Genomic DNA, 24,824 nt, shown 5'->3' with positions numbered 1-24,824 from the left:
GTGTGGCGTCCCCCATTGTGGTGCAACGCGCGAATGGCGTGGATGTGTCCGCGCGGACAGGGCGTTCGCCAGGGGCGGAAGAGGGGCGCTGGCCGGGACTGTCGGCGCGAGGGTCCACAATGGGGGCGCTGAGCCCTGTTGACACCACCCGACGACAGCCGGCGACACCACAGCGAAGACGAGACGCAAGCGAGACGTAAGGGAGCCCCGCCGCGATGGCCCGCCGCAGTTCGCAGACCCCGCCGCCCGGAGACTTCGAGGAGCGCATCCTCGATGTCGACGTCGTGGACGAGATGCAGGGCTCGTTCCTTGAGTACGCCTACTCGGTGATCTACTCCCGAGCACTCCCGGACGCCCGGGACGGCCTCAAGCCGGTGCACCGTCGAATCCTCTACCAGGCCAACGAGATGGGACTGCGCCCGGAGCGCGGCCACGTCAAGTGCGCCCGCCTGGTGGGCGAGGTGATGGGCCGGCTGCACCCGCACGGCGACGCCTCCATCTACGACTCCGTCGTCCGCATGGCCCAGCCGTTCTCGATGCGGCTGCCGCTGATCGACGGCCACGGCAACTTCGGCTCGCTCGGCAACGACGACCCGCCGGCCGCGATGCGGTACACCGAGTCGCGGCTCACCGCCGCCTCGATGGCGATGGTCGAGTCGATCCACGAGGAGACCGTCGACTTCGGGCCCAACTACGACGGCAGCGAGCAGGAGCCACTGGCCCTGCCGGCCGCCTTCCCCAACCTGCTGGTCAACGGCGCCACCGGGATCGCCGTCGGCATGGCCACCAACATGCCGCCGCACAACCTCTCCGAAGTGGTCGCCGCCGCCCGGCACCTGATCAAGCACCCCAGCGCCGACCTCGACACCCTGATGCGGTTCGTGCCGGGCCCGGACCTGCCCACCGGCGGCCGGATCGTCGGCCTCTCCGGCATCCGGGACGCCTACGAGTCCGGCCGCGGCACCTTCAAGATCCGCGCCACCAGCACGATCGAGGCCGTCACCGCCCGCCGCAAGGGCATCGTGGTCACCGAGCTGCCGTACAACGTCGGCCCGGAGAAGGTCATCGCGAAGATCAAGGACCTGGTCAACGCGAAGAAGCTGCAGGGCATCGCGGACGTCAAGGACCTCACCGACCGCGAGCACGGACTGCGCCTCGTCATCGAGGTGAAGAACGGCTTCGTCCCCGAGGCCCTGCTGGAGCAGCTCTACAAGCTGACGCCGATGGAGGAGACCTTCGGCATCAACAACGTGGCGCTGGTGGACGGCCAGCCGCTCACCCTCGGCCTCAAGGAGCTGCTGGAGGTCTACGTCGACCACCGCTTCGAGGTGGTCCGCCGCCGCAGCGACTTCCGCCGCCGCAAGCGGCAGGAGCGGCTGCACCTGGTCGAGGGCCTGCTCGTCGCCCTGGTCGACATCGACGAGGTCATCGCCCTCATCCGGTCCAGCGACAACGCCGCCCAGGCCAAGGAGCGCCTGATCGAGCGCTTCTCGCTCTCCGAGACGCAGACCGCGTACATCCTCGACACCCCGCTGCGCCGGCTCACCCGCTTCGACCGGGTCGAGCTGGAGCAGGAGCAGGCCAAGCTCAACTCCGAGATCGCCGAGCTGACCGAGATCCTCGATTCGGACACCCGGCTTCGCAGCGTCGTCTCCACCGAACTCGCCGCCGTGGCGAAGCAGTTCGGCACCGAGCGGCGGACGGTCCTGCTGGAGGCCGGCGCCGCGCCGGCCGCTTCCCTGACCGTGCCGCTGGAGGTCGCCGACGACCCGTGCCGGGTGCTGCTCTCCTCCACCGGACTGCTCGCCCGCACCGCCGACGGCGAGCCCTTCGAGCTCTCCGAGAAGCGCGCCAAGCACGACGTGATCGTCTCCGCGGTGCCCAGCACCGCGCGCGCCGACGTCGGGGTGGTCACCAGCGCCGGCCGTGTCCTGCGCCTGCCGGTGATCGACCTGCCGGCGCTCCCGCCCACGCCCTCGCCCACCCTCGCGGGCGGCGCCGCCGTCACCGAGTTCCTGCGCCTGGAGACCGGCGAGCGCGCCATCGCCCTCACCACGCTGGACGAGTCCTCCCCCGGTCTGGCGCTCGGGACCGTGCAGGGCGTCGTCAAGCGGGTGGTCCCCGAATGGCCCGCCAACAAGGACGAGTTCGAGGTGATCGCGCTCAAGGACGGCGACGAGGTGATCGGCGCGGTCGAGCTGCGCACCGGCGAGGAGGACCTCGTCTTCATCGCCTCCGACGCCCAGTTGCTCCGCTACCCCGCCGGCCAGGTCCGCCCGCAGGGCCGCCCGGCCGGCGGCATGGCCGGCATCAAGCTCTCCGACGGCGCCCGCGTGCTCTCCTTCACCGCCGTCGACCCGGCCGTCGACGCGGTGGTCGTCTCGGTCGCCGGTGCCTCCGGCACCCTCACCGGCGAGGCCCAGTCCAGCTGGAAGGTCACCCCCTTCGAGCAGTACCCGCGCAAGGGCCGCGCCACCGGCGGTGTCCGCTGCCAGCGCTTCCTGCGCGGCGAGGACGCCCTCACGTTCGCCTGGGCCGGCCCCGCCCCGGCCCGCGCCACCACCGCCAAGGGCGCCCCGGTCGACCTGCCCGAGCGCGACCCGCGCCGCGACGGCTCCGGGACCCCCGTCACCACTCCGATCGACACCGTCGCCGGACCCGCCTGACGCGCGCCCCGCCAAGAGCCCGGAGGGGCCCGGACCGAGGGGTCCGGGCCCCTCCGGGCTCTTCCGGCTCCTCCGGATCCCCGTCGGGGGGCTTCCCCGGCGTCGCAGGCCTCCCGCCGAAACCGGCTCCCGGCCTCCCCGAACCCGGCGCCGGCGCGAAGATCCGATCCGCCTCCGCACGACGGGCGAGGGTAGCCTTACCGGCGTGAGCACCTGTGCGACGTTGTCGCGTGAACTGTCGGAGCCGCTGGCCGCCACGGCGGCCACCGCCACCACCTGGCTGCTGGTCGAGCAGACCGGCCCGTGGGGGGCGAAGGCGCTCGCCGAGAGCCATCTGGACGCCGCGACGGGGCGGGCCCTGGAGGCGGCGACCGCCGGGACCGGGGTGCGGGTGGCCCTGATCCGGCGGCCGGGACGCCACGCCGACTGCCTGCCGACCCTGCGGCAGGAGGTGCTGATCGCGCACGCCGTGCCGGGACGCGGGTGGGTGCGCCGGTCCGCGGTGAGCGACCCCGCCGAGCTGCTGGGACTGGACTTCGCGGCGCTGGGCGCGGGCGACCACGGCGGTTTCGGGGTGCCGCACGTCGGCGGACCGATCGCCCTGGTGTGCACCAACGGCCGCCGGGACCGGTGCTGCGCGCTGCTGGGCCGCCCGCTGGCGGCCGAGCTGGCCGTCGCCGGGCACAGCGAGGTGTGGGAGGTGACGCACCTGGGCGGGCACCGGTTCTCCCCGACCATGCTGGTGCTCCCGTACGGGTACGCGTACGGGCGGCTGACGCCGGAGGCGGCCAAGGAGGTGCTGTCGGCGACGGCCGTCGGCCACATGGTCCCGGAGTGGTCGCGGGGCTGCTCGGGCTGGGACCGTCCGGGCCAGGCGGCCGACCACGCGGTACGGGTGTCGACGGGCGAGACCAGGGTGGACGCGCTGACCGTGGCGGCCCGGCGGCCGGACGGTGAGGGCCGCTGGCTGGTCGAGGTCCGGCACGAGGACGGCCGGTCCTGGGAGGTCGAGGTGGTCGAGGGTGTGAGCGAGCCGGCCCGCGCGGAGAGCTGCGGCAAGGCGGCGGCCACACCGTCCCGGATGGACGTCGCGGCGGTGCGGCAGCGCTGAGCGCTGGCGCCGGCGGTAGCGCCAACGGAAACGCCGGCGGTAGCGACGCGACGGGAGCCGGGCACGGAAGGACCCCGGCGGGTCCACCAGGACCCGCCGGGGTCGCGCCCGCCTGCGCGGCCGGTGCCCGTTACGCGGCCCCCGCCCCGGTCAGGGCCCGGACCTCCAGCTCCGCGTACCGGTCCGGATCGGCCGGCTCCGGCGAGGTGAGGGTGCCGATCCACCCGGCCAGGAACCCGAGCGGGATGGAGACGATGCCCGGGTTCTCCAGCGGGAACCAGTGGAAGTCGACCCCGGAGAACAACGCCACCTTGGTCCCCGAGACGACCGGCGAGAAGATCACCAGCACCACCGCCGGGATCAGCCCGCCGTACACCGACCAGACCGCGCCGCGGGGGGTGAACCGCCGCCAGAACAGGCTGTAGAGCAGCACCGGGAGGTTGGCCGAGGCGGCGACGGCGAAGGCCAGTCCGACCAGGAAGGCCACGTTCAACTGCTGCGCGAAGAGACTGAGCGCGATGGCGACCGCGCCGATCCCCACCGCCGCGACCCGCGCGACGCCGACCTCCTTCCGCTCCGCGACCGCGATCGTGCCCGAGGACTCCACGGCCGCCGACGCCCCGTTCGCCGGCTCGCCCCGCGCCCGTCGGGAGGCTGGGACGGCGGCCCGCCGGGCGCGGAGGCCGCGCGAACGGCGCGGACGGCCCCGCCAGGCCCCCGCCCAGATGTCGTGGGCGAACGCCGCCGAGGAGGCCAGGGTGAGCCCGGCGACCACGGCGAGGATGGTGGCGAAGGCGATCGCCGAGATCACCGCGAACAGCAGCACCCCGCCGGTCGAGCCGTTGCCGCCGCCGAGCACCAGGGCCAGGAGCGGAACGGCCGTGTTGCCCGCCGGGTTGGCGTGCCGCACCTCGGCCGAGCCGACGAGCGCGGTGGCCCCCAGGCCGAGCGCGATGGCCATCAGGTAGAACCCGCCGACCAGCCCGATCGCCCACATCGTGGAGCGCCGGGCGGCCCGCGCGGTCGGCACCGTGTAGAAGCGGGAGAGGATGTGCGGCAGCCCGGCGGTGCCCAACACCAGGGCCAGCCCGAGACTGAAGAAGTCCAGTCGGCTGGTGAAACTGTGTCCGTACTTGAGCCCGGGTTCCAGGTAGCGCTGGCCGGCGCCGCTGTGCTGGGCGGCCTGCCGCATCAACTCGGCGACGTCACCGTGGAACCGGACCATCAGCAGCACGGTCAGCAGCACCGACCCGGCGACGAGCAGGACCGCCTTGACGATCTGGATCCAGGTGGTGGCCCGCATCCCGCCCACCGTGACGTAGACGATCATCAGACCGCCGACGGCCACGATGGTCCAGGTCCGGGCCTGGGCGCTGTTCGTCCCGAGCAGCAGGGCGACCAGGCTGCCCGCGCCGACCATCTGGGCGACCAGGTAGAACAGCGTGACGACCACGCTGGCGCCACCGGCCGCCGCGCGGACCTTGCGCCGGCGCAGCCGCAGGGCCAGCACGTCGGCGAGGGTGTACCGGCCGGCGTTCCGGACCAGCTCGGCGACCAGCATCAGCACGACCAGCCAGGCGACCAGGAAGCCGATGCTGTAGAGCACGCCGTCGTACCCGTACAGCGCGATCAGCCCGGCGACGCCGAGGAAGGAGGCGGCGGAGAGGTAGTCCCCGGAGAGCGCGAAGCCGTTCTGCAACGGTGTGAAGTCGCGGCCACCGGCGTAGAAGTCCTCGGCGGCGCTGCCTCGGCGACCGGCCCAGAGGGTGATCGCCAGGGTGACCAGGACGATGACGGCGAACAGGACGACGGCCAGGTCGTGGTGGTCGCCGGCGGGGGCGACGGGCGGCGGGGTCGCGGTCGTCATCGCAGCTGGTCCTGGGTGTCCCAGCGGAGCGACAGGGCGGCCCGGTCGCGCTTGGTGCGGGCGTTGCGGGCGTAGAGCCAGGTCAGCAGGAAGGTCGAGGCGAACTGCAGCAGGCCGAGCAGCCAGGCCACGTTGACCGGTCCCGCGACCGGGCTCCGCATCAGGCCGGGCGCGACCGCCTGGGCGGCCACGTACATCAGGTACCAGGCGAGGAAGACGCCGCTGACCGGGAAGACGAAGGCGCGGTAGCTGTGGCGGATCTGCTGGAAGGCCTCGCTGTGCTGGACCGAGCGGTAGACCTCGGTACTGCCGTCCGGCTCCGGTCTGCCGGTCTCCGGATCCTCCGCCCCCGGTCCGTCCGTCCCCGGTCCGTCCGCCGGGGCCCGGTGCGTCGGTCGCGGCGCTTGTCCGGGGACGGCTGCGGGCTCGGCCCACCAGTCGAATCGCTGCCCCTGCTCGGATTGCCGTCCCTGTTCGGGACTGCTCGTCTGCTGTTGTGGCACCGCTGCTCCTGGACCCGGGGGGTTGTGTCCCGAACCATGATGGCGGCGCCCGAACCCGCCAAACCGCCAACGCAGATACGTTCACTCGATAAGGTGAGCGATCATCCGACAGACGCTCATCGGACTACTAGGGCGTCCCGGTGATTCCTTTTCGGAAGGCGTACGCGACCGCTTGCGCCCGGTCCCGCACGCCGGTCTTGGCGAACAGGTTGTTGATGTGCGTCTTCACGGTGGCCGGGCTGACGAACAGCCGCCGGGCGATCTCGGTGTTGGAGAACCCCTCGGCGATCAGTCCCAGCACCTCGGCCTCCCGCGCGGTCAGCCCGTCCGGCGGGTCCGCCTGCCGCTCGGCCGCCGCGCCGTCGCGCGCCGCTCCACCGCCCGGGGCCGGGTCCTCGCCTCCGGCCGCCAGCCGGTCCAGCAGGCGCAGTTGCACCTGCGGGGAGAGCCCGGCAGCCCCGGCGCGGACGTTCGAGATCGCCCGGGCGATCTCCTCCGCGCCGGCGTCCTTGGTCAGGTAGCCGCGCGCACCGGCCCGGAGCGCCGGGAACAGCGAGTCGTCGTCGGCGTACGTGGTGAGCACCACCACCTCGGTCCCCGGGTGGGCCGCACGGATCCGCCGGGTCGCCTCGACGCCGTCGCAGCGCGGCATCCGCAGGTCCATCAGCACCACGTCCGGACGGTGCCGTTCGACCAGGGCGACGACCTCCTCGCCGTCCGCCGCCGCGCCGACCACCTCGATACCGGGCAGCAGCCCGAGCAGCATCACGATGCCCTCGCGCACCACCGTCTGGTCGTCCGCGACCACCACCCGGACCGACCCCGCCCCCGGCTCCGCACCCGGTTCCGCGCCCGGTCCCGCATCCGTCCTCACGCCGGCACCCGCAGCAGCACGCGCCATCCTCCCTCGTGACGGCCCGCCAGCAGGGTGCCGCCGAGCAGTTCCGCGCGTTCGCGCATCCCGAGCAGACCGTACCCGCCGCCGCTACCGGCCAGCTCCGGCGGCACGTCGCCACGCGCGGGCCGCCCGTTGCGCACCTCCAGTTCCACTTCTCCCGGCAGGTAGCGCAGTTCGACGGTGCAGCGTGCGCCGGGGGCGTGTTTGCGCACGTTGGTCAGCGTCTCCTGAGCCGTGCGCCGTACCGCGAGCCCCGCCTCCGCGGGCAGTGGGCGCGGTGTCCCGGTGACGGTGAGCACCGCCCGCTCCCGGCCGGTCAGCTCGACCAGGAACTCACCGACCGGCGTCAGCTCGCCGCGCAGCGCGGAGAGCGCCTGCCTGGTCTCGACCAGGCCGTCCTGCGCCATCCGCCGGGCGGCCACCACCCGTTCCCGGATCTGCTCCCGGTCGGTGCCGGCGTCCAGCATCAGCCGGGCCGCCTCCAGGTGGACCAGCTGGGCGGAGAGGCTGTGGGCCAGCACGTCGTGGATCTCCCGGGCGATCCTGGCCCGTTCGGCGAGTGCCGCGCTCTCCGCCTCGGCGGCCCGCGCCGCCCGTTCCTGGGCGAGCAGCCGCCGGGCGGTCCCCCGCGCCTCGGCGTCCAGCCGGAGCAGGTAGCCGAGCACAGCGAGGCCGCAGACGGTGACCGTGACGCTCAACCGGTCCTCCCAGCCCGCCGCCGCGTACGAGGCGAGCGCGACCGCCGCGACCACGACCGCGGGACCGGCCGGCAGCCGCACCACGGCGGTGACGGCGAGCCCCACCCAGAGCACGCCGGCCAGCAGGTGGGCCTGGAGGCCCTCGGCCGACCAGGCACCGCCGACCAGCACCGCGGCGAGGACCAGCGAGGGCGCCAGCCGCTGCTCCCGGCTGACGCGCAGGTAGGCCGCGCACACCCCGAGGGCCGCCGCCAGCCCCGCCGCGGCGGCCACGACAGCCCAGCCCCCGTACTCCCCGCGGGAGAACGTCCCCCAGGTCACGGCGGCGAGCAGGGCGGCCCGGCCGAGCATCGTGAGGGTCCGGCGGGCCGGGCTCCCGGCCTCCCGCTCCAGCGCCTCACGGGACGGCCAGCGGGTCCAGCTCCACTCGGGCACGGTTCTTCTCCGGAGGTCGACGGGGTCACGATCGGGGCGGACGACCGGACGGAGAGCCCTGCGCGCCCTGCCGCGGCCGAGCGCCCGGGCGAGCGCTCAGCCGGTCACGGCGCCGCCGCCGGTGCCCGCCAGGTCCCGCGCCCTCCAGTTCACCACGAGCGACCTCACCAGCAGCAGGACCGCGAGCCCGAGCAGCAGCACGCTGCCGCCCTGGTGCACGTGGAGCGCCGAGGCGACACCGAACAGGCCGAGCCGGACGACGACCATGCCCGACCAGGCCGCCACCGTGGCCCGGGTGCCGCGGGCCCACAGCGTGCCGTCCTCCGCCTTCCAGAGCCGGACGGTCCAGCCCCACGCGCAGCCCGCCGCGAGCACCGCCAGCAGCCCGCCGACCAGCAGCACGACGGAGGCCACCGGGTGCCCGGCGTCGACCAGCCGGGGATCACGCAGCGCGAGCCCGCCGAGGACCAGCGGGAGCAGCCAGGAGCGTCGCTCGGTGTCGAGGCGCCGGGCGCGCATCTGGCGTCCGACCACCAGGACCGTCACCGCGACGATCACGACGATGTTGACGAGGTCGGGCATCGGGTTCTCCGTACGGGCGGGAGGGGCGGGCTGACCTCTCCGACGCTACGGATCCGGCCGCCCCCGCTGATCGGAGCCGGGGTGGACACCGGGTGGACCCGGCAGCACGAGGGCCCTCCACCCACGGGTGGAGGGCCCTGCGGTCCGCGGCGGTGCTCAGGCGTCGATGCGCGAGCGGTCCAGGGTGGCCGCCGAGTCCACGATGAACTCCTTGCGCGGCGCGACGTCGTTGCCCATCAGCAGGTCGAAGACCTTCTCGGCCTGGTCCAGGTCGCCCAGGTTGATCCGGCGCAGCGTGCGGTGGCGCGGGTCCATGGTGGTCTCCGCCAGCTGGTCCGCGTCCATCTCGCCGAGGCCCTTGTAGCGCTGGACCGGGTCCTTCCACCGCAGGTTCTTGCGCTGGAACTCCAGCAGGGTGGAACGCAGCTCGGCGTCGGAGTAGGTGTAGTGGTACTTCTCCTGCCCGCGCTTGGGGTTGGTGAGCTCGATCCGGTGGAGCGGCGGCACGGCCGCGAAGACCCGCCCCTGCTCGACCATCGGCCGCATGTAGCGCTGGAAGAGCGTCAGCAGCAGGCAGCGGATGTGCGACCCGTCGACGTCGGCGTCGGCCATGAAGATGACCCGGCCGTAGCGCGCCTGGTCGATGTCGAAGGTGCGGCCCGAGCCGGCCCCTATCACCTGGATGATCGCCGCGCACTCGGTGTTCTTGAGCATGTCGCTCACGGACGCCTTCTGCACGTTGAGGATCTTGCCGCGGATCGGCAGCAGGGCCTGGAACTCGGAGTTGCGGGCCAGCTTCGCGGTGCCGAGCGCGGAGTCCCCCTCGACGATGAAGAGTTCGCTGCGGTCGACGTCGTCGCTGCGGCAGTCGGCCAGCTTCGCCGGCAGCGAGCTGGTCTCCAGCGCGGTCTTCCGGCGCTGGGCCTCCTTGTGCTGGCGGGCGGCGACGCGCGTCCGGGCGGCCGCGACCACCTTCTCCAGCACGGCCCGGGCCTGGACCTTCTCGTCGCGCTTGCCCGAGGTGAGGAACGCCTTGAGCTCCTTGGCGACGACGGCCGCGACGATCCGGTTGGCCGCCGAGGTGCCGAGCACCTCCTTCGTCTGGCCCTCGAACTGCGGCTCGGCGAGCCGGACGGTGACCACCGCGGTGAGGCCCTCGGTCGCGTCGTCCTTGGTGACGTCGTCCTCGGCGACGCGCAGCAGCTTGCTGGCCCGCAGCACCTCGTTGACGGTCTTGGCCAGCGAGCGCTCGAAGCCGGTGACGTGGGTGCCGCCCTTGGGGGTGGCGATGATGTTGACGAAGGAGCGCAGGGTGGTGTCGTAACCGGTGCCCCAGCGCAGCGCGATGCCCACCTCCAGCTGGCGGGTGACCTCGGTGGGCGTCATGTGCCCGAGGTCGTCGAGGACGGGCACGGTCTCCTTGAAGGTGCCCTCGCCGTTGAGCCGCAGCACGTCGCTGATCGGCTTGTCGGGCGCCAGGAACTCGCAGAACTCGGTGATGCCGCCGTCGAAGCGGAAGGTCGTCTCCTCGACCTTGTCGCTCTCGGTCAGTCTCTCGTCACGGACGACGATGGTCAGCCCCGGGACGAGGAAGGCGGTCTGCCGGGCCCGGCTGTGCAGGCTCTCCAGGGCGAGCTTGGCGTCCTTGAGGAAGATCTGCCGGTCGGCCCAGTAGCGGATCCTGGTCCCGGTGCGGGTCTTGGGCACCTTGCGGACCCTGGTCAGGCCGTTCGCCGGCTCGAACGGGGCGTCCGGGCTGGTCTCGGTGAAGATGCCGGGGGTGCCGCGGCGGAAGCTGATCGCGTGGGTGTGACCGCTGCGGTCGACCTCCACGTCCAGCCGGGCGGAGAGCGCGTTGACGACCGAGGCGCCGACGCCGTGCAGACCGCCGGAGGCCGCGTAGGAGCCGCCGCCGAACTTGCCGCCGGCGTGCAGCTTGGTCATGACGACCTCGACGCCGGACAGCCCGGTCTTGGGCTCGACGTCCACCGGGATGCCGCGTCCGTTGTCGCGGACCTCGACCGAGGCGTCGTCGTGCAGCACGACCTCGATCCGGTCGCAGTAGCCGCCGAGCGCCTCGTCGACGGAGTTGTCGATGATCTCCCAGAGGCAGTGCATCAGGCCGCGGCTGTCGGTGGAGCCGATGTACATGCCCGGGCGCTTGCGGACCGCCTCCAGGCCCTCCAGGACGAGCAGGTGCCGAGCGGTGTAGTTGGAACCGTCGTCACCGGCCAGCAGAGCGGACGGCACGGTCGTTTCGGCACTCACGCGGCACTCTCCTCGGTGAAGTCTCTGTCTCATCGGTCACGTCCGGACGGGTCCGGACCGTCCGCCAGTGCAGCACACCGCACCGACAGCCGTTCCCCTGCGTGTGCACACCCCTCCGCTGGGTGCACAGCACGACGAGCCGGTCCCGCGCAGCTTGTACGCGCTGCGCGAACAAGCGCCGCGCCGGATTGGCCGCGCCGGGGCTCCATCTCCTCCCGGTACCACCGGTCCTGGCGGATCGTGGGACCGGGCACAGGCTCCGGAACTGCCGTTATGCAGGCTACCGGGGCCGGGGACGGGGCTTATGCTCCAACCCAGCAGAGGATTATGCTACGCGGACTCCGACACTCGGTTCCGATCGGGCGTTCGAGCGAGAGACGGATCCTGGGATTCGGTACGCATGAACCACCGGCCCCCGGGGCACGTCCTCATCAACACAGCAGAATCCTCAGAGAAGAAAAGCCACGAGCGGGAACGTTTTCGGCCTGGTTGGATGTTGACCCTGGTACGACAGCTCGTCGAGCTAGAGAAGAGGCGACGTGACTACTGTTCTGACCCCTGCGAGCCCGCTCACCGCGGCTGACCGCTGCGACCGCTGCGGCGCCCAGGCTTACCTGCGCGTCGTACTCGCAAGCGGTGGAGAGCTGCTCTTCTGCGCCCACCACGGCCGGAAGTTCGAGCCCGAGCTCAAGAAGATCGCCGTGGAGATACAGGACGAGAGCGGCCGGCTGAGCGGCACCGCCGCAACGACCGACACCGACGAGCGCTGATCCCGGGCGCCACGCAACAGCAAGAGCGTCGAGCTGTGTCCGGTCGCGCACGGCGCGCGACCGGTGAGCCGGGCGGCCGACCCCTCCGGGGGCCGGCCGCCCGGCTTCGACGTTTTCACACCCCGACTCCCGTCGGCCCTGTGCGGCGGACCGGTCAGAGGACGGCGCGCACCGCGTCCGCGACCGAACCGATCCGGGTGTAGACGCCCGGGTGGGCGGCCTCGGCGCAGCCCGTGCCCCAGGAGACCAGTCCGGCGAGCCTGCCGGCGACCACCAGCGGCCCGCCGCTGTCGCCCTGGCAGGCGTCCCTGCCGCCCTGCTCCTCGCCCGCGCAGACCATGCCCCGGGCGTCGAAGCGGCCGTCCGCACCACCCGGGTAGGCCTGCGCGCAGGTCTGGTCCGGGACGATCGGCACGTCGACCCCACGCAGCGTGGGCGAGTAGTCACCGTGACCGGTGCTGTCACCCCAGCCGTAGACCTGCGCCCTGGTGCCCGCCAGGTACGGCCCGGTCTCGCCCTGACCGACCAGTTCGATCACCGGCCGGGCCTCCTGGGACTCGCCGAGAGTGAGCACCGCCACATCGTTCATGTTGGTGGCGAAGGCGTAGTCGGGGTGGACCCAGACCGCCTGGACCGGCACCTCGCGCCCCGCCCCGCCCCGCAGGTCGTCCCGCCCCACCACGACCCTGAGGCCCGGGCGCTCCACCCGCTGCCCCCTGGACTCGTCGTAGAAGCAGTGCGCGGCCGTCACCACCTTGGTCGGGGTGACCAGCGCGCCGCCGCAGAACTGCCCCGAGCGCCCGGCGCCGAACTGCTGGCGACTGGCCAGCGCCACCACCCAGGGCCGGTCTGCGGTGCTCGCCGCCACACCACCGACGATCCGCCCCTTCGCCTGGGCGGCGGGCACCGCCGGCCCCAGCGCGATCAGCGGCGCGGGCAGGGCGGCCAGCAGGGTCAGGACGGCGGCCCGGCGGGCTCGGCGCACCGGGCGCACCGCGTGCGCCGTCGTCGAGTGCACCGGGGTCGGGGCGGCGGTCGGCAGGTCGGCGCGGTCCGGGCGGTCCGGGTTGGGCGACACCGTGTCTCCAGGTGGCTCGGCAGCAGCAGCAGGCAACCGGCACAGCGTAGGTGACCGGCTACGGTGAGCGACCCCCTGCGGCCGCACAGCCACCCGGACGAGCGACAACGGCCACCCGGACGGTGACGCCGACCGCCCCCGAACAGCCCGAAGGCCCGGAGCGTTCGCTCCGGGCCTTCGGGCTGGACCTGCGACGGTCCGACGATCAGTCCAGGTAGTCGCGCAGCACCTGCGAGCGCGACGGGTGGCGCAGCTTGGACATGGTCTTCGACTCGATCTGGCGGATGCGCTCACGGGTGACCCCGTACACCTTGCCGATCTCGTCGAGCGTCTTCGGCTGACCGTCCGTCAGGCCGAAGCGCATCGAGACCACGCCCGCCTCGCGCTCGGACAGCGTGTCCAGCACGGAGTGCAGCTGCTCCTGGAGCAGGGTGAAGGAGACCGCGTCGGCCGGGACGACCGCCTCGGAGTCCTCGATCAGGTCGCCGAACTCGCTGTCGCCGTCCTCACCCAGCGGGGTGTGCAGCGAAATGGGCTCGCGGCCGTACTTCTGGACCTCGATGACCTTCTCCGGGGTCATGTCGAGTTCCTTGGCCAGCTCCTCCGGGGTGGGCTCGCGGCCCAGGTCCTGGAGCATCTGGCGCTGGACGCGGGCCAGCTTGTTGATGACCTCGACCATGTGCACCGGGATACGGATGGTGCGGGCCTGGTCGGCCATCGCGCGGGTGATCGCCTGGCGGATCCACCAGGTCGCGTAGGTGGAGAACTTGTAGCCCTTGGTGTAGTCGAACTTCTCGACCGCACGGATCAGGCCCAGGTTGCCCTCCTGGATCAGGTCCAGGAAGAGCATGCCGCGACCGGTGTAGCGCTTGGCCAGCGAGACGACCAGACGGAGGTTGGCCTCCAGCAGGTGGTTCTTGGCCCGGCGGCCGTCCTCGGCGATGATCTCCAGCTCGCGCTTGAGCTTGGGGGCGAGCTTGTCGGCGGCCGAGAGCTTGTCCTCGGCGAACAGGCCGGCCTCGATGCGCTTGGCGAGCTCGACCTCCTGCTCGGCGTTGAGCAGCGGGACCTTGCCGATCTGCTTCAGGTAGTCCTTGACCGGGTCGGCGGTGGCACCCGCCACGGCGACCTGCTGGGCCGGGGCGTCGTCCTCGTCGTCGTCGGAGAGGACGAACCCCTCCGACTCCTCCTCCGGAGCGTCACCCTCGGCGGCGGGCTTGTCGCCCGGGAGCGCCGCGTCCTCCAGCTCCTCCTCGCCGAGCAGCTCCTCCTCGCCGGCCTTGCCGGTCTTGGTGGCGGTGGTCTTCTTGGCGGCCGTCTTCTTGGCCGGGGCGGCGGTCTTCTTGGCGACCGCCTTCTTGGCGACGGCCTTCTTGGCGACGGCCTTCACGTCGGCGGCGACGCCCGTCCCCTCGACCGTGATCTCGGCGGACACCGTGCTGACCGGCGCGGCAGCAGCCGCGACCGCGGGGGTGGAGACGGGCGCACCGGGCGCGATGCGCACGGGCGGCTTGGTCGGAGTGGCGGGGGTCCGGGTGGTGACCGCCTTGGTGGCCGTGCGCTTGGTGGGGCTCTTGGCAGCGACGCTCTTGCGCTTGGCGCCGGCCGGTTCGGCCGCGCTGACCATGAGATCCACCCCCTCCTCAATCAGAACCTGGTTGAGGCTGCGCATGACGTTCTTCCACTTGGTGACCGGGATCTGGTCCGCCTCGAACGCCTGGCGTACGTCGTCACCGGCGATCTGCCCCTGGGCCTTGCCCCGCTCGATGAGCGCCAGCAGAGCCGCGGACTCGGCGATCTCGGGGGGAAGCGAACGGGATGTGCTGGCCGACACGAACAACCTCTCGGACGATGAGTGGACTCGAACCCGTACCGGCCGCCCGAGCGGGCGGGGAAGGAGATCGCGCGTCGGGCACGCGGTGTCGATTCCGACCGACTCGGGTTTGAGGACTGGGTTTGCAGGACGGCAGCAGCGCCGCGGACCAACACAGCATTCTGACACGTTGGGGTATTCCGGAGCTGCTCCCGCTCAGGAGACATCGCTGCTACACGTCAAGTGTTACGCATGGCCTTCGTGTCGCGGGTCACACCGTTCGCTCTCCGCGGCCCGGGGCCGACTTCCATCATCCCTCACTCGCGCCGAAGCCCGTCACCATGGACACGACACTTGGGCCACCGGGGCGACACCCGGCCCGTTCCGCCGCCCACCGCCCGGACACGCAGAGGCCCTCCGGCTGCGCCGTGGCGGCAGCCGGAGGGCCGGTGGTCGCGGGGAACGGGGGGAACACTCGGCCCCGAACGGACCGCTCAGTGCTCCCGGGGCGCCGGGACCGACGGCTCGATCTCGGGGTGGACGGTGAGCAGCGCCCGCGTCGCGGCCTCGGCCGCGGTGCCGTCGCCAGCCCCGAGCGCGTCCACCAGCCGGGCGTGCAGGCTGACGGAGGCCTCGACCGGCCGCTCGCAGGAGATGACCGGACCGCCGGACACCTGGAGCGCGCAGGCGACGATCCCGGAGAGGTGCTCCAGCATCCGGTTGCCGGCCAGCTGGAGGAGCTGCCCGTGCAGCTCGGCGTCGGCCCGGGTGAAGGTCGAGTGATCGGCCTGGGCTGCGGCGTGACCCATGATCTCGACCAGCTCGACCATGCGCTGCTGGACGTCCTCCCGGCCGTGGCCGGCGGCCAGCCGGGCCGCCAGCGGCTCGATCGCCCAGCGGAGCTCGAACAGCTCCCGGCGCTGCTCGTCCCGCTGGGGGCCGAAGGCGCGCCACTCGATGATGTCCGGGTCGAGCAGGTTCCAGTCGCTGACGGGGCGGACCCGGGTGCCGACGTTCGGCCTGGCGCTGACCAGACCCTTGGCCTCCAGCACGCGCAGCGACTCGCGGACGACGGTGCGGGACACCTCGAACCGCTGGCCGATCTCCTCGGGGACGAGCGGCCGGTCGGCGCCGAGGTCGCCGGAGACGATCATCTGGCCGAGCTGCTGGACCAGCTGGCCGTGCAGGCCGCGGCCGCGGCTGCTGGTGGTCTTGCGGCCGACCCGGGCGAGGTCCGACTCGGCGCCCTCCCAACGGGGCGCCGGCGGGGTCGGCCGGTCGGCGTACGAGAAGCGGTCCAGGTCGCCGGAGCCGGGGATGGCCCCGTCGGCGGAACGGGCAGGGGTCATGGTGGGGTGCGCAAGGGTACTCACAGGTCCTTTGTCGGCGATCGGGGAGCACAGCTTGAGAATTCTCGTGAAAAGCACACGAAAGGGTGATCGACCGTGACTGGATAATTGACTTCTTATCAGGAAGAAACGCTCATTGCGGTCACTGGTGGTCGATCTTGGCGAACCGTCAGGGGCCGGACGCCACCGTTCCGCGTCTCCACGGACCTCCCCGGCGGCCGACCCGCAGTCCGTCCGCGGTCCGCCAGGCGGCCGTGTCCCGGCCCGCGGGGTGGCTCAGAGCGCCCGGCGCCGGGCCTGGACCAGCAGGGTGGTCAGCAGCAGTACGAAGGCCGGCGCCGTCACCGCGGCCAGCAACGCCGGGTCGGTCAGGGCCGACCCGCTCTCCGCAACCCGGCGGTCCCCGCCGTACACCCATCCGTACGCCCACTCGACCCCGGACTGGAACGGCAGCAGCTCCGCCGCCCGGGTCGGCCACGCCGTCCCGGTCTGCCGCAGCAGCAGCGCCACACCCGACTCCAGCAGCGGCGGCAGCGCGCAGAGCAGCAGCACCCCGGCAGCGGCGCTGCGGGTGAGCGAGGCCGTCAGCACCCCGGTCCAGCCCGCCACGACCACCAGCAGGACGAAGGCCAGCAACGCGGCCGGCGCACCCTGCCCGGCCGCCAGTGCCACGGGCGCCAGCACGGTCGGCAAGTCGCCGAGCCCGCCCAGGCCGGCCGAGGCCAGCGCCTCCGCCACCCGACCGGAGAGCGCGGCCGGCTCGGACCACGACGTCACCGTCGCCCCTGCGGGCAGTGCGAGGTGCACGGCCACCGCGTCGACCAGCAGCGTGACCAGCGCCAGCAGCGCCGCCACCGAACCGGTCACCAGCAGCTTGGCCGTCAGCAGCCGCACCCGGCGCGGGTACGACACCTGCGAGGCCGCCAGCCCCGGGTGCCGCACCTCGTGCCCGTACGACAGCGCCCCCAGCACCCCGGCCCCCAACGCGGCGAACGGCAGGGGCACCAGCGGCACCGTCGCCGTCAGCAGCCGCACCGCCGCCGCGCCGTCCAGCCCCCCGTCGGGCAGTTGCCCCGCCAGCACGGCGGCCACCGCCGCGTCACAGAGCACCACGGCACCGAGCAGCAGCCAGGTGGAACGCAGGCCGCGCAACCGGCGCAGCTCGTAGGCCAGAACTCGCACGGTTCACTCGCTCCGAAGGTCGATGGTGGCGGGGGTGACGGGAAGGACAGCGGCTCCGTGGCCGGGTGCCTCTGCCCCGGCCGACCCGGCGGAGGTCCACACCGGGGCGGGAGCGGGGGTGGGCGTGGGCAGAGCCGGCAGCGCGTGTGCCGGCGCCGCGGCCGGGAGGGCTGCGGCGGCGGCGTGCTCGGGTGTCCCGGTCATCGGTGCAGCCCCGCGGGCCGGCCCGGCCTCCCCGGAATTCGCCGGGGCAGCAGCAGGGTCGGATCCGGACGCCCGAAGCGAGCCCGAAGCCGGAGCCGGAGTCGTTGCCGCAGCCGCCGACAGCGAGCGCGACCCGGTCGGCATCCGGCCGTGACCGGCGGGCCCGGAGTAGGCCGGCAGCCCGCGCGCCCCTGCGGGGTCGGCCGGCCGGCGCTCCGTGACGGCGCGGTCGTCGCCCGCCCCGGTCGGCGGTACGGGCGTCCGCGGGGACCGTACGCCCGACTCCGCGAGGGGTTGGGCGAGGCGGCCGAGACGGACGGTGTCGTCGGTCGTCAGGTCGTCGGAGGGCACCGCGTGTTCGGGGAACGCGGATACCGGCGTGACGCCGGACCGGGCCAGGTCGTTCAGGCCGTCCCGGAAGAGCCGGTCCACGGCGACCGTCGGGGAGGTGTCCGCGTCCTCGTCCTCGACCGGGCGCGCGGCCCGGGTCTGGGTCTGGGTCTGGGTCTGGGCCTGGGCCTGGGCCGGAGCCCGGTCCTGGAGCCGCACCCGGGCCGGGTCCTGAACGGACGTCGGGGCCTGAACCTGCGCCGGTGCCGGAGGCGGGGTCACGGCCGGAGGCGGGGTCTCCGCCGGCGTGAGCGGGGGCTGGAGCCGGGGTGCCGGTGCGGATCCGGGCCGGCGGGCCGCACGTCGGCCGGCCCGCCCCGTGATCGCCGACAGCGCGGTCGCGGCCGAGACGGCGACCGGGGCCACGGCCGGCCCGGGTGCGACCGGCAGCGCGAGGGTGGGCGAGGGCGTCTGGTCCCGCTCGGCGGCGGCCGGCTGCGGCACCGGGGCCGGCTCCGTCGACACCTGGGGCAGCGCGACCGTCCGGTCCGCTCCCCCTGACCCGAGCTCCGCCTTCCGGCCTCCACCGGTCGGCTCCCGCTGCTCCTCCGGCGCCCCCTGATCCCGCTGCGCCTTCGCCGGGCGGTCCTGTCCCGCCCGGCTCTGGAGGTGAAGGTGCCCGGAGCGCCCGGACCCGACCGGCAGGGCGGCCCGGGGCGCGGGCTGCTCGACCACGCGGTCGGCCAGCTCGTGCAACAGGATGCCGTTGCGGTAGGCGAGTTCACCGATCTCGGTACGGCCGATCCCGGCCACCGCGAGACCGGCCCCGCCGTCGCGGCGGACCTGCGCCCCCTGGCCGACCAGCAGGTCCGCGAGCCGCGCCATCTGCGGCCCGCGGACGGCGACCTCCGGGCTGAGCCGCGTGCGGCGGAACTCCGTCACCGGCTGGTCGGCCACCAGCCGGCCCTGGTCCAGGGTGATCACCCGGTCGGCGAACCGGGCGGCGTCCTGCGGAGTGCGGGTGGTGACCAGGACCGTCCCGCCCGCGACGCCGAAGGAGCGCAGGAAGGACTGGAACCACTCCGCGTTGCGCGGCGAGAGCCCCTCGGTCGGCGCGTCCAGCAGCAGGATCCCCGGGTCGCCGAGCAGCGCGGCGGCGAGGGCCAGCCGCCGGTGCATCCCGGGCGAGAAGGTCCGCAGGCGCTGGTCGGCGACGGCCGCCAGCCGGGTCTGTTCCAGCAGCTCGTCGGCCCGGCTCGCCGGGACCCCGACGGCCGCCGCCAGCATCCTGAGGTGACCGCGCGCCTTCCGGCCGGGGTGCCCCGCGGCGTCCGCAGCTCCGCCGGCCCGGCCGGGGTCGGGCAGCACCACGCCGACCTCGCGCTCGGGCCGCCGCAGCCGGCGGTAGGTACGGCCGTCGAAGAGGGTCACGCCACGGCCGCGTTCGAGTTCGAGCATCAGCCGCAGGGCGGTGGACTTGCCCGCGTCCTCGGGACCGAGCAACGCCGTCACCATGCCGGGGCGGGCGTCGAAGGTCAGATCCAGTACCGCCGGCGGACCGCCCCGGCGGTAGACCTTGGTCAGTCCGGTGATCTGGATCATCGCTGGCTGCTCCCATGCCTCGGCCGACCCGGTCTGCGTGGCGCGGGGTCGTGCCCGCACGGCTCCGCGCCAGCACATTAGGGGGCCGGTCCGGAGATTCCGGGCATTGTGGGGGCGGCACGGGCCCGACGCCCGCGCACCTCACCCGATCAGGGGACAATCCGATCCTGCGAGGAGACCCGGGTAGCCCGGGAGAGCGAGCGAACCACCACGGCGCGCGAGGGGACCGCGACGCGGCCGGGAGGGGCCGGGAGGGACGGGGAGGGGCAGGGCGGGATCGCCGCAGCACCGGTGGCACGCGGTGCGTCCGGACGACGCCGGGGGCGGAGGGAGCTCGGGGGCTCAGGACTCCGGGCGCAGCATCGGCGGGTTGAGCACGTTGGCCCCGCCGGAGGTGAAGAGCTGCGCCGGGCGCCCGCCCTGACGCGTCGTGGTGCCGCCCGAGGGAAGCAGGAACCCGGGTGTGCCGGTCACCTTGCGGTGGAAGTTCCTCGGGTCGAGCGCCACACCCCAGACCGCTTCGTAGACCCGGCGCAGCTCGCCGACGGTGAACTCGGTCGCGCAGAAGGCCGTCGCCAGCGAGGAGTACTCGATCTTGGAGCGAGCGCGCTCCACTCCGTCGGCCAGGATCAGCCCGTGGTCGAAGGCGAGCGGGACCCCGTCGACGGGGTCAGGGCCGAGCAGTTCGGTGACGGGTGCCCAACGTGCGCCGCTGGCGTCGCCGCCGGCGCGCGGGGTCGGCAGGTCCGGCGCGAGGACCAGGTACGCCACGCTGACCACCCGCATCCGGGGGTCGCGCTGGGGGTGGCCGTAGGTCGCGAGCTGTTCCAGGTGGGCGCCGGCGGTGCCGGGGCCGACCGCGTCGTGTCCGGGGGCGGAGTGGGCGCGCAGACCGGTCTCCTCGGCGAGCTCCCGGGAGGCCGCCTCGGCGAGGCCCTCGTCGGGGCGGACGAAGCCTCCGGGGAGGGCCCAGTAGCCCTGGTAGGGAGGCTCACCCCGTCGGACCAGCAGGGCACAGAGCGCGTGCTCGCGCACCGTCAGCACCACCAGGTCGACCGTGACAGCGAACGGGGGGAAGGCCGACGGGTCATAACGCGACATGGCGACGATCATAGTCGTCTCTCTGACGATAAGCACAGGCCCGCGTACGGACAGTCCGCAGGAGGGCGGGCCCGGCCGACGGCCGGGCCCGCCCCGCGCGGCAGGGGCGGCGTCAGCGGGCGACAAGTTGCAGCTCTGCGGACGCCTCCTCCACCATCGCGACCCCGATCCGGCTGACCCGCACCGAGAACGGCTCGCCCGCGACCCGCAGACCGGTCAACTCCAGCTCTCCGAGCGGCGCGGTGCTGGCCGGGCGGACCAGTACCCGCCCGCCCGGGACATCGGGGCGGACGCCGGCCAGCGCGAACACCGCGTGCGCGGCCCCGGCGGCCGAGACCGCCGCCGGGCGGCAGGCACCCGGGTGCGGCACCGGCGGGCAGCCCGGCGTGCGCTGCTCCCCCGCGTACATCTCGGGCAACCGGCCCTCGAAGTGGGCGGCGGCGGAGAGCAGACCCTCCAGCAGTGCGCCGGCCTCGTTCTCGTGGCCGGCCTCGGCGAGCCCGGCGATGGCGAGGGCGGTCTCGTGGACCCGTACCGCGCCGCTGCGGTGGCCCAGCGGGTTGAACCGGGGCGACTTGGCGCTCAGCGTGCGCAGCCCCCAGCCGCTGTCGAGCTCCGGCGCGGCCAGCCGATGGGCGAGCAGCCTGGTCTGCTCACGGTCCAGCAGGCTCTCGTGCCGGCCACCCTCGGCCGAGAGCCCCGGGTCGAGGAGGTGGACCAGGCTGGAGGCGACGGCGGGCAGCGACTGGCCGCCCGGGGCGAGACCGGCGGCCGGACGGCCGCCGGAGAGGTCGTCCACCCAGAACCGGTCGCGGAACCGTGCGCGCAGTCCGGCCGCCCAGCTCCGCCACTCCTCGGCGCCGGGCCGGCCGAAGGCCGCCAGCAGGTCGGCCCCGTGCAGGGCGGCACGGTGCGCCTGGGCCTGGACCTCGGCCCGGGCGGGCACCGGGTGGGCCGACCTCTCCTCGACCGGCCGGCTGAGGTCGGTGACGAAGCCGTCGACCAGGCCCTCACGCAGCGCCGCGAGCGCGCGCTCGGCGGCCGGGAGGAGCTCGGCGACCTCCTGCCGGGGCAGGCCCCAGCGCCAGGCCTCGGCCAGCACGGTGACGAACAGCAGCGTCGCCTCGGTGGCGGTACAGGTGGGCGGCAGTTCGGGGCCACCGTGCCGCAGGGCCCCCGGCAGCAGGCCCTCGGGGCGGTGACCGCCCTGACCGGGGACGGGCGCCGGCTGCTGACGGCGGGCCAGGGCCCGGAGGGTGCCGGCGGCGAGCCGGGTGCCGAGCGGCAGTGCCAGCCGGGCCGCCCAGAGCGCGTCGGCCGGGGCGAGCCCGAACCGCCAGGGTGCGCCGGAGGCGGGGTAGAGGTCGGTCGGCCGGTCGGGGTCGGCGAACAGCAGCCCGCCGAGGGCGTCCAGGGAGCGTGCCACCACCAGTGCGGCCCGGGGGTCGTCGCAGCGCACCTCGGGCTCGGCCCAGGGCAGCGGGACTCCGGTGCCCCGACCGCCGGGCGGTCGAGGGCCGGGCAGGGTGGTCTCCAGTTCGGCCCGCAGCTCGACCGACCAGCGGGCCCCGGGCTGGACCTCCAGGTCCCAGCGCAGCACACCGGCGCCGGCCAGGACGGCGTGCGGAGACGGCTGGGCGCTGACCGTGGCGCTGTGGGTGGGCCCCGCCCAGCGCAACCCGGAGGACTGCACCTGGCCGGGCAGGTCCGGCGGCCGGTGGCCGGCGGCGATCTCGCCGACCGGGCCGAGGTCGGTGCCGAGCGCGATCTCCAGCGGGAGCCGGGCCGCGCGGCTGCCGGTGTTCCGCACCGTCACGGTCTCGACGCCGTCGGCGTGGCGCAGCCGCTCGACGGTGAGCGCCGGATCGGGGTCGAGGTCGCCGGGGAGCCGGACGGCCCCGAGGAAGCGGGCCTGCGCCGCGGTGGTGAGGGTGCCCTGGAGCGGGAGCGGCTCGATCCCGCCGAGCCGCAGCTCCATCCGGGCGACCACGCGGACACCCGAGCGGTAGAAGCCGTGCAGGCCGTGCCCGCGCAGCTGGCCGTCCGGCCCGGAGGCGGCCATCGCCGGTGCGTTGACACAGAGCACCGCGTGGTGGGCGGCGGCCGGCTGCGGGCGCGGCGGCGCCGACCGGGCCTGGCCGCCGGGCGCTCCGGGCTGGGCCGGATCCGGTCGGCCGACCGGTCTGGGCGCGCCGACCACACTCTCGGCCGGCATGGCCTGTGGTGGCCTCATCGCGGTCACCGGACTCTCCTCCCCTCGGCGGTCCGGTGGCCGTTCAGGGCCGGTGGGCCGCGAGCATGTTCGATCGCGTGCTGGTGGTGTCTCGGGCCGACGGACCTCTCCGCCGGCCGGTGTGCCGTGCCTGGCCGTACCCGGTACCGGGCCGTGCCATGCGGGGCGCGATACCGGGTCGGTATCGGCTCCGCGTCGTTCCCGGGCGTCCCGTCGCGCCCGGTCGTTCACCGGACCCGCGCGGCGCGCCGTCGGGTCCGACGTCCCGCGGCGGCGGTGACGTCATGCCCGGCCGGTGCCCCGCGCGGACCGCTGCCGCGGAGCGGCGGTCCGTTCCGCGCCCCGCCGCTCGGGGCCGGCACCGCCACCTGCACGGGTGCCGTGTCGGCCGACCGTCCGGACGGTACTCCGGCCCGACGGCGGATCCGGACGGGGCGTGGTGCCGGGCCCGGGGCCCCCGGGGTCAACGCCGGAGACCGTCCACAGGTCACGCCCGCCGGCTTCGACCGCGGTACCCGCCCGGGATTCCGGACGTGCGTGCCGTCGGTGCTCGCGGACCCGCCGGGGCTTTCGCTGTGACTCCGCTCCGGTACCGGTCCGGTGCCGCCTCCCCGCCGTCCTGCGGGCCGTCGAGGCCCGGTCCGTCGGGTGGCCGTCCTGGACAGTGACCGCCGGGCCGGTGCTCGGCCGCGGCCAGGATACGGTGCGGGGATCGCGGCCCCGCCACCGGCAACCCCGGTGGGGGCCGACGCGATCGCTGTGACCAGCAGAGACCGAGGAGTTGTATGTCCACCCCCAGCCGGCTGCCCGGGATTGTCAGCACCGACCACGTCTTCCAGCTGCCCCTCGACCACAGCGCCCCACAGGGCGAGCAGATCGAGGTGTACGCCCGCGAGGTGGTCGCCCCGGGCCGTGCGAAGGACGACGACCTGCCCTGGCTGCTCTTCCTCCAGGGCGGCCCGGGAGGCAAGGCCGGCCGCCCGCTCGGCCGGGACGGCTGGCTGGCGCGCGCCCTCGACGACTACCGGGTGCTCCTGCTCGACCAGCGCGGGACCGGGCGCTCCACGCCCGCGACCCGGCAGACGCTCGCCCGTCGCGGTGGCGCCGAGGAGCAGGCCGACTACCTCGCGCACTTCCGTGCCGACTCGATCGTGCGGGACGCCGAGCTGATCCGCCGCCGGCTGCTCGGCGAGGACCGCCGCTGGAGCCTGCTCGGCCAGAGCTTCGGCGGCTTCTGCACCCTCACCTACCTCTCGATCGCGCCCGAGGGACTGGACCAGGCCTTCGTCACGGGTGGCCTCGCCGGGCTGCGCCGCTCCGCAGACGACGTCTACCGGGCGGCCTACCCCCGGGTCGTCCGCAAGAACGAGGGCCACTACGACCGCTTCCCCGAGGACGTGGCAGGCGTGCGGCGGATCGCCGCCCACCTCTCCGACTCCCCCGCCACCCTGCCCGGCGGCGGGCTGCTCACCGTCCGGGCCTTCCAGGCACTCGGCATGCTGCTCGGCAGCGGCAGCGGCTCCGGCACCCTGCACTACCTGCTGGAGGAGGCCTGGGTGGAGGGCACCGACGGCCCCGAGCTCTCCGACACCTTCCTGGCCGGTGCCGAGGCGCAGCTCTCCTTCGCCCAGGGCCCGCTCTACGCCGTCCTGCACGAGTCGATCTACGGCCAGCGTTCGGTGGACCCCGCCGGCACCGCCTGGTCCGCCGAGCGGGTCCGCGCGGAGTTCCCGGCCTTCGACGCCCGGGCCGCTCTGGAGTCCGACGCGCCGGTGCTGTTCACCGGCGAGATGATCTACCCCTGGATGTTCGACACCGACCCCGCGCTGCGACCGCTGAAGGAGACCGCGGACCTGCTCGCCGCCCGGACCGACTGGCCCGACCTGTACGACCCGGCGCGGCTCGCCGCCAACGAGGTGCCGGTGGTGGCGGCCGTCTACCACGACGACATGTACGTCGACACGGCCGACTCCCTGGCGACCGCCCGGGCCGTCCGGGGGCTGCGGACCTGGATCACCAACGAGTGGGAGCACGACGGCCTCCGGGTCAGCGACGGCAAGGTGCTCGACCGCCTGATCGCGATGGCCCGCGGCGAGGCGTAGCCGCGCCTGCCGGCGAGCCCCGGCCGGTCCCG

General features: G+C 74.1%; 16 protein-coding genes and 1 pseudogene. 4 read left to right on the top strand and 13 right to left on the bottom strand.

Annotated elements, in window-relative coordinates:
- Nucleotides 1-215: 215 nt before the first annotated feature.
- The gene (locus ABZY91_RS06570) at nt 216-2,666 is read left to right on the top strand and encodes a DNA topoisomerase IV subunit A (RefSeq protein ID WP_355400260.1); all 2,451 of its coding nucleotides are present in this window, start codon (nt 216-218) and stop codon (nt 2,664-2,666) included.
- A 205-nt stretch (nt 2,667-2,871) separates the two neighbouring features.
- Nucleotides 2,872-3,777 carry a sucrase ferredoxin gene (locus ABZY91_RS06565; protein WP_355400258.1) on the top strand — a complete coding sequence of 302 codons (906 nt, stop codon included), beginning with the start codon at nt 2,872-2,874 and terminating at the stop codon, nt 3,775-3,777.
- Between the two features lie 130 nt (nt 3,778-3,907).
- On the opposite strand, the gene ABZY91_RS06560 is transcribed toward ABZY91_RS06565, so the two are convergent.
- From ABZY91_RS06560 to ABZY91_RS06535, 6 genes are all read right to left on the bottom strand, one after another.
- Entirely contained in the window at nt 3,908-5,644 is a 1,737-nt protein-coding gene (locus ABZY91_RS06560) for a cation acetate symporter (protein WP_329950022.1), read from the bottom strand.
- Nucleotides 5,641-6,147: a DUF485 domain-containing protein gene (locus tag ABZY91_RS06555; protein WP_355400256.1), complete on the bottom strand. Its 507-nt coding sequence runs from the start codon at nt 6,145-6,147 to the stop codon at nt 5,641-5,643. Before ABZY91_RS06555 ends, ABZY91_RS06560 begins: the two co-directional genes overlap by 4 nt.
- Nucleotides 6,148-6,274: 127 nt before the next feature.
- Nucleotides 6,275-7,021: a response regulator transcription factor gene (locus tag ABZY91_RS06550; RefSeq protein WP_355400254.1), complete on the bottom strand. Its 747-nt coding sequence runs from the start codon at nt 7,019-7,021 to the stop codon at nt 6,275-6,277.
- Nucleotides 7,018-8,178, bottom strand: coding sequence for a histidine kinase (locus ABZY91_RS06545; RefSeq protein ID WP_355400252.1), 1,161 nt, complete (start codon nt 8,176-8,178; stop codon nt 7,018-7,020). The genes ABZY91_RS06550 and ABZY91_RS06545 overlap by 4 nt, the downstream gene beginning before the upstream one ends.
- Nucleotides 8,179-8,274: 96 nt before the next feature.
- The gene (locus ABZY91_RS06540) at nt 8,275-8,760 is read right to left on the bottom strand and encodes a DUF1453 domain-containing protein (protein WP_355400250.1); all 486 of its coding nucleotides are present in this window, start codon (nt 8,758-8,760) and stop codon (nt 8,275-8,277) included.
- A 156-nt stretch (nt 8,761-8,916) separates the two neighbouring features.
- Nucleotides 8,917-11,028: a DNA topoisomerase IV subunit B gene (locus ABZY91_RS06535; protein WP_329950017.1), complete on the bottom strand. Its 2,112-nt coding sequence runs from the start codon at nt 11,026-11,028 to the stop codon at nt 8,917-8,919.
- A 539-nt stretch (nt 11,029-11,567) separates the two neighbouring features.
- On the opposite strand from ABZY91_RS06535, the gene ABZY91_RS06530 reads away from it, so the two are divergent.
- Nucleotides 11,568-11,798, top strand: a complete 231-nt coding sequence (locus ABZY91_RS06530) for a hypothetical protein (RefSeq protein WP_329882610.1) — start codon at nt 11,568-11,570, stop codon at nt 11,796-11,798.
- 154 nt (nt 11,799-11,952) lie between these two features.
- Here the strand turns inward: ABZY91_RS06530 and ABZY91_RS06525 are convergent, their stop codons facing one another.
- The 7 genes and pseudogenes from ABZY91_RS06525 to ABZY91_RS06495 all read right to left on the bottom strand — a co-directional run bounded on the left by ABZY91_RS06525 (nt 11,953) and on the right by ABZY91_RS06495 (nt 22,690).
- Nucleotides 11,953-12,876 (bottom strand): serine protease, encoded by a 924-nt coding sequence (locus tag ABZY91_RS06525; protein WP_355400247.1) that lies wholly within the window; start codon nt 12,874-12,876, stop codon nt 11,953-11,955.
- A 205-nt stretch (nt 12,877-13,081) separates the two neighbouring features.
- Nucleotides 13,082-14,716, bottom strand: coding sequence for an RNA polymerase sigma factor (locus tag ABZY91_RS06520; RefSeq protein ID WP_329882608.1), 1,635 nt, complete (start codon nt 14,714-14,716; stop codon nt 13,082-13,084).
- 467 nt (nt 14,717-15,183) lie between these two features.
- Entirely contained in the window at nt 15,184-16,116 is a 933-nt protein-coding gene (locus tag ABZY91_RS06515; RefSeq protein WP_355400245.1) for a FadR/GntR family transcriptional regulator, read from the bottom strand.
- A gap of 198 nt (nt 16,117-16,314) precedes the next feature.
- Nucleotides 16,315-17,220 carry a hypothetical protein gene (locus ABZY91_RS06510; RefSeq protein ID WP_355400243.1) on the bottom strand — a complete coding sequence of 302 codons (906 nt, stop codon included), beginning with the start codon at nt 17,218-17,220 and terminating at the stop codon, nt 16,315-16,317.
- Between the two features lie 3 nt (nt 17,221-17,223).
- Nucleotides 17,224-19,356, bottom strand: a complete 2,133-nt coding sequence (locus ABZY91_RS06505) for an ATP-binding cassette domain-containing protein (protein ID WP_355400241.1) — start codon at nt 19,354-19,356, stop codon at nt 17,224-17,226.
- A 342-nt stretch (nt 19,357-19,698) separates the two neighbouring features.
- Nucleotides 19,699-20,518, bottom strand: a pseudogene (locus ABZY91_RS06500) (NUDIX domain-containing protein).
- Nucleotides 20,519-20,569: 51 nt separating this feature from the next.
- Nucleotides 20,570-22,690: a glycogen debranching N-terminal domain-containing protein gene (locus ABZY91_RS06495; RefSeq protein WP_355400280.1), complete on the bottom strand. Its 2,121-nt coding sequence runs from the start codon at nt 22,688-22,690 to the stop codon at nt 20,570-20,572.
- Nucleotides 22,691-23,475: 785 nt separating this feature from the next.
- On the opposite strand from ABZY91_RS06495, the gene ABZY91_RS06490 reads away from it, so the two are divergent.
- Entirely contained in the window at nt 23,476-24,792 is a 1,317-nt protein-coding gene (locus ABZY91_RS06490; RefSeq protein WP_355400239.1) for an alpha/beta fold hydrolase, read from the top strand.
- Nucleotides 24,793-24,824: the final 32 nt, after the last annotated feature.

This window comes from Kitasatospora sp. NPDC002965, from assembly GCF_040611255.1.
GTDB lineage: Bacteria > Actinomycetota > Actinomycetes > Streptomycetales > Streptomycetaceae > Kitasatospora.
Note: the sequence above shows the minus strand (reverse complement) of the source record. Positions and strands in the feature narration are given on the sequence as shown.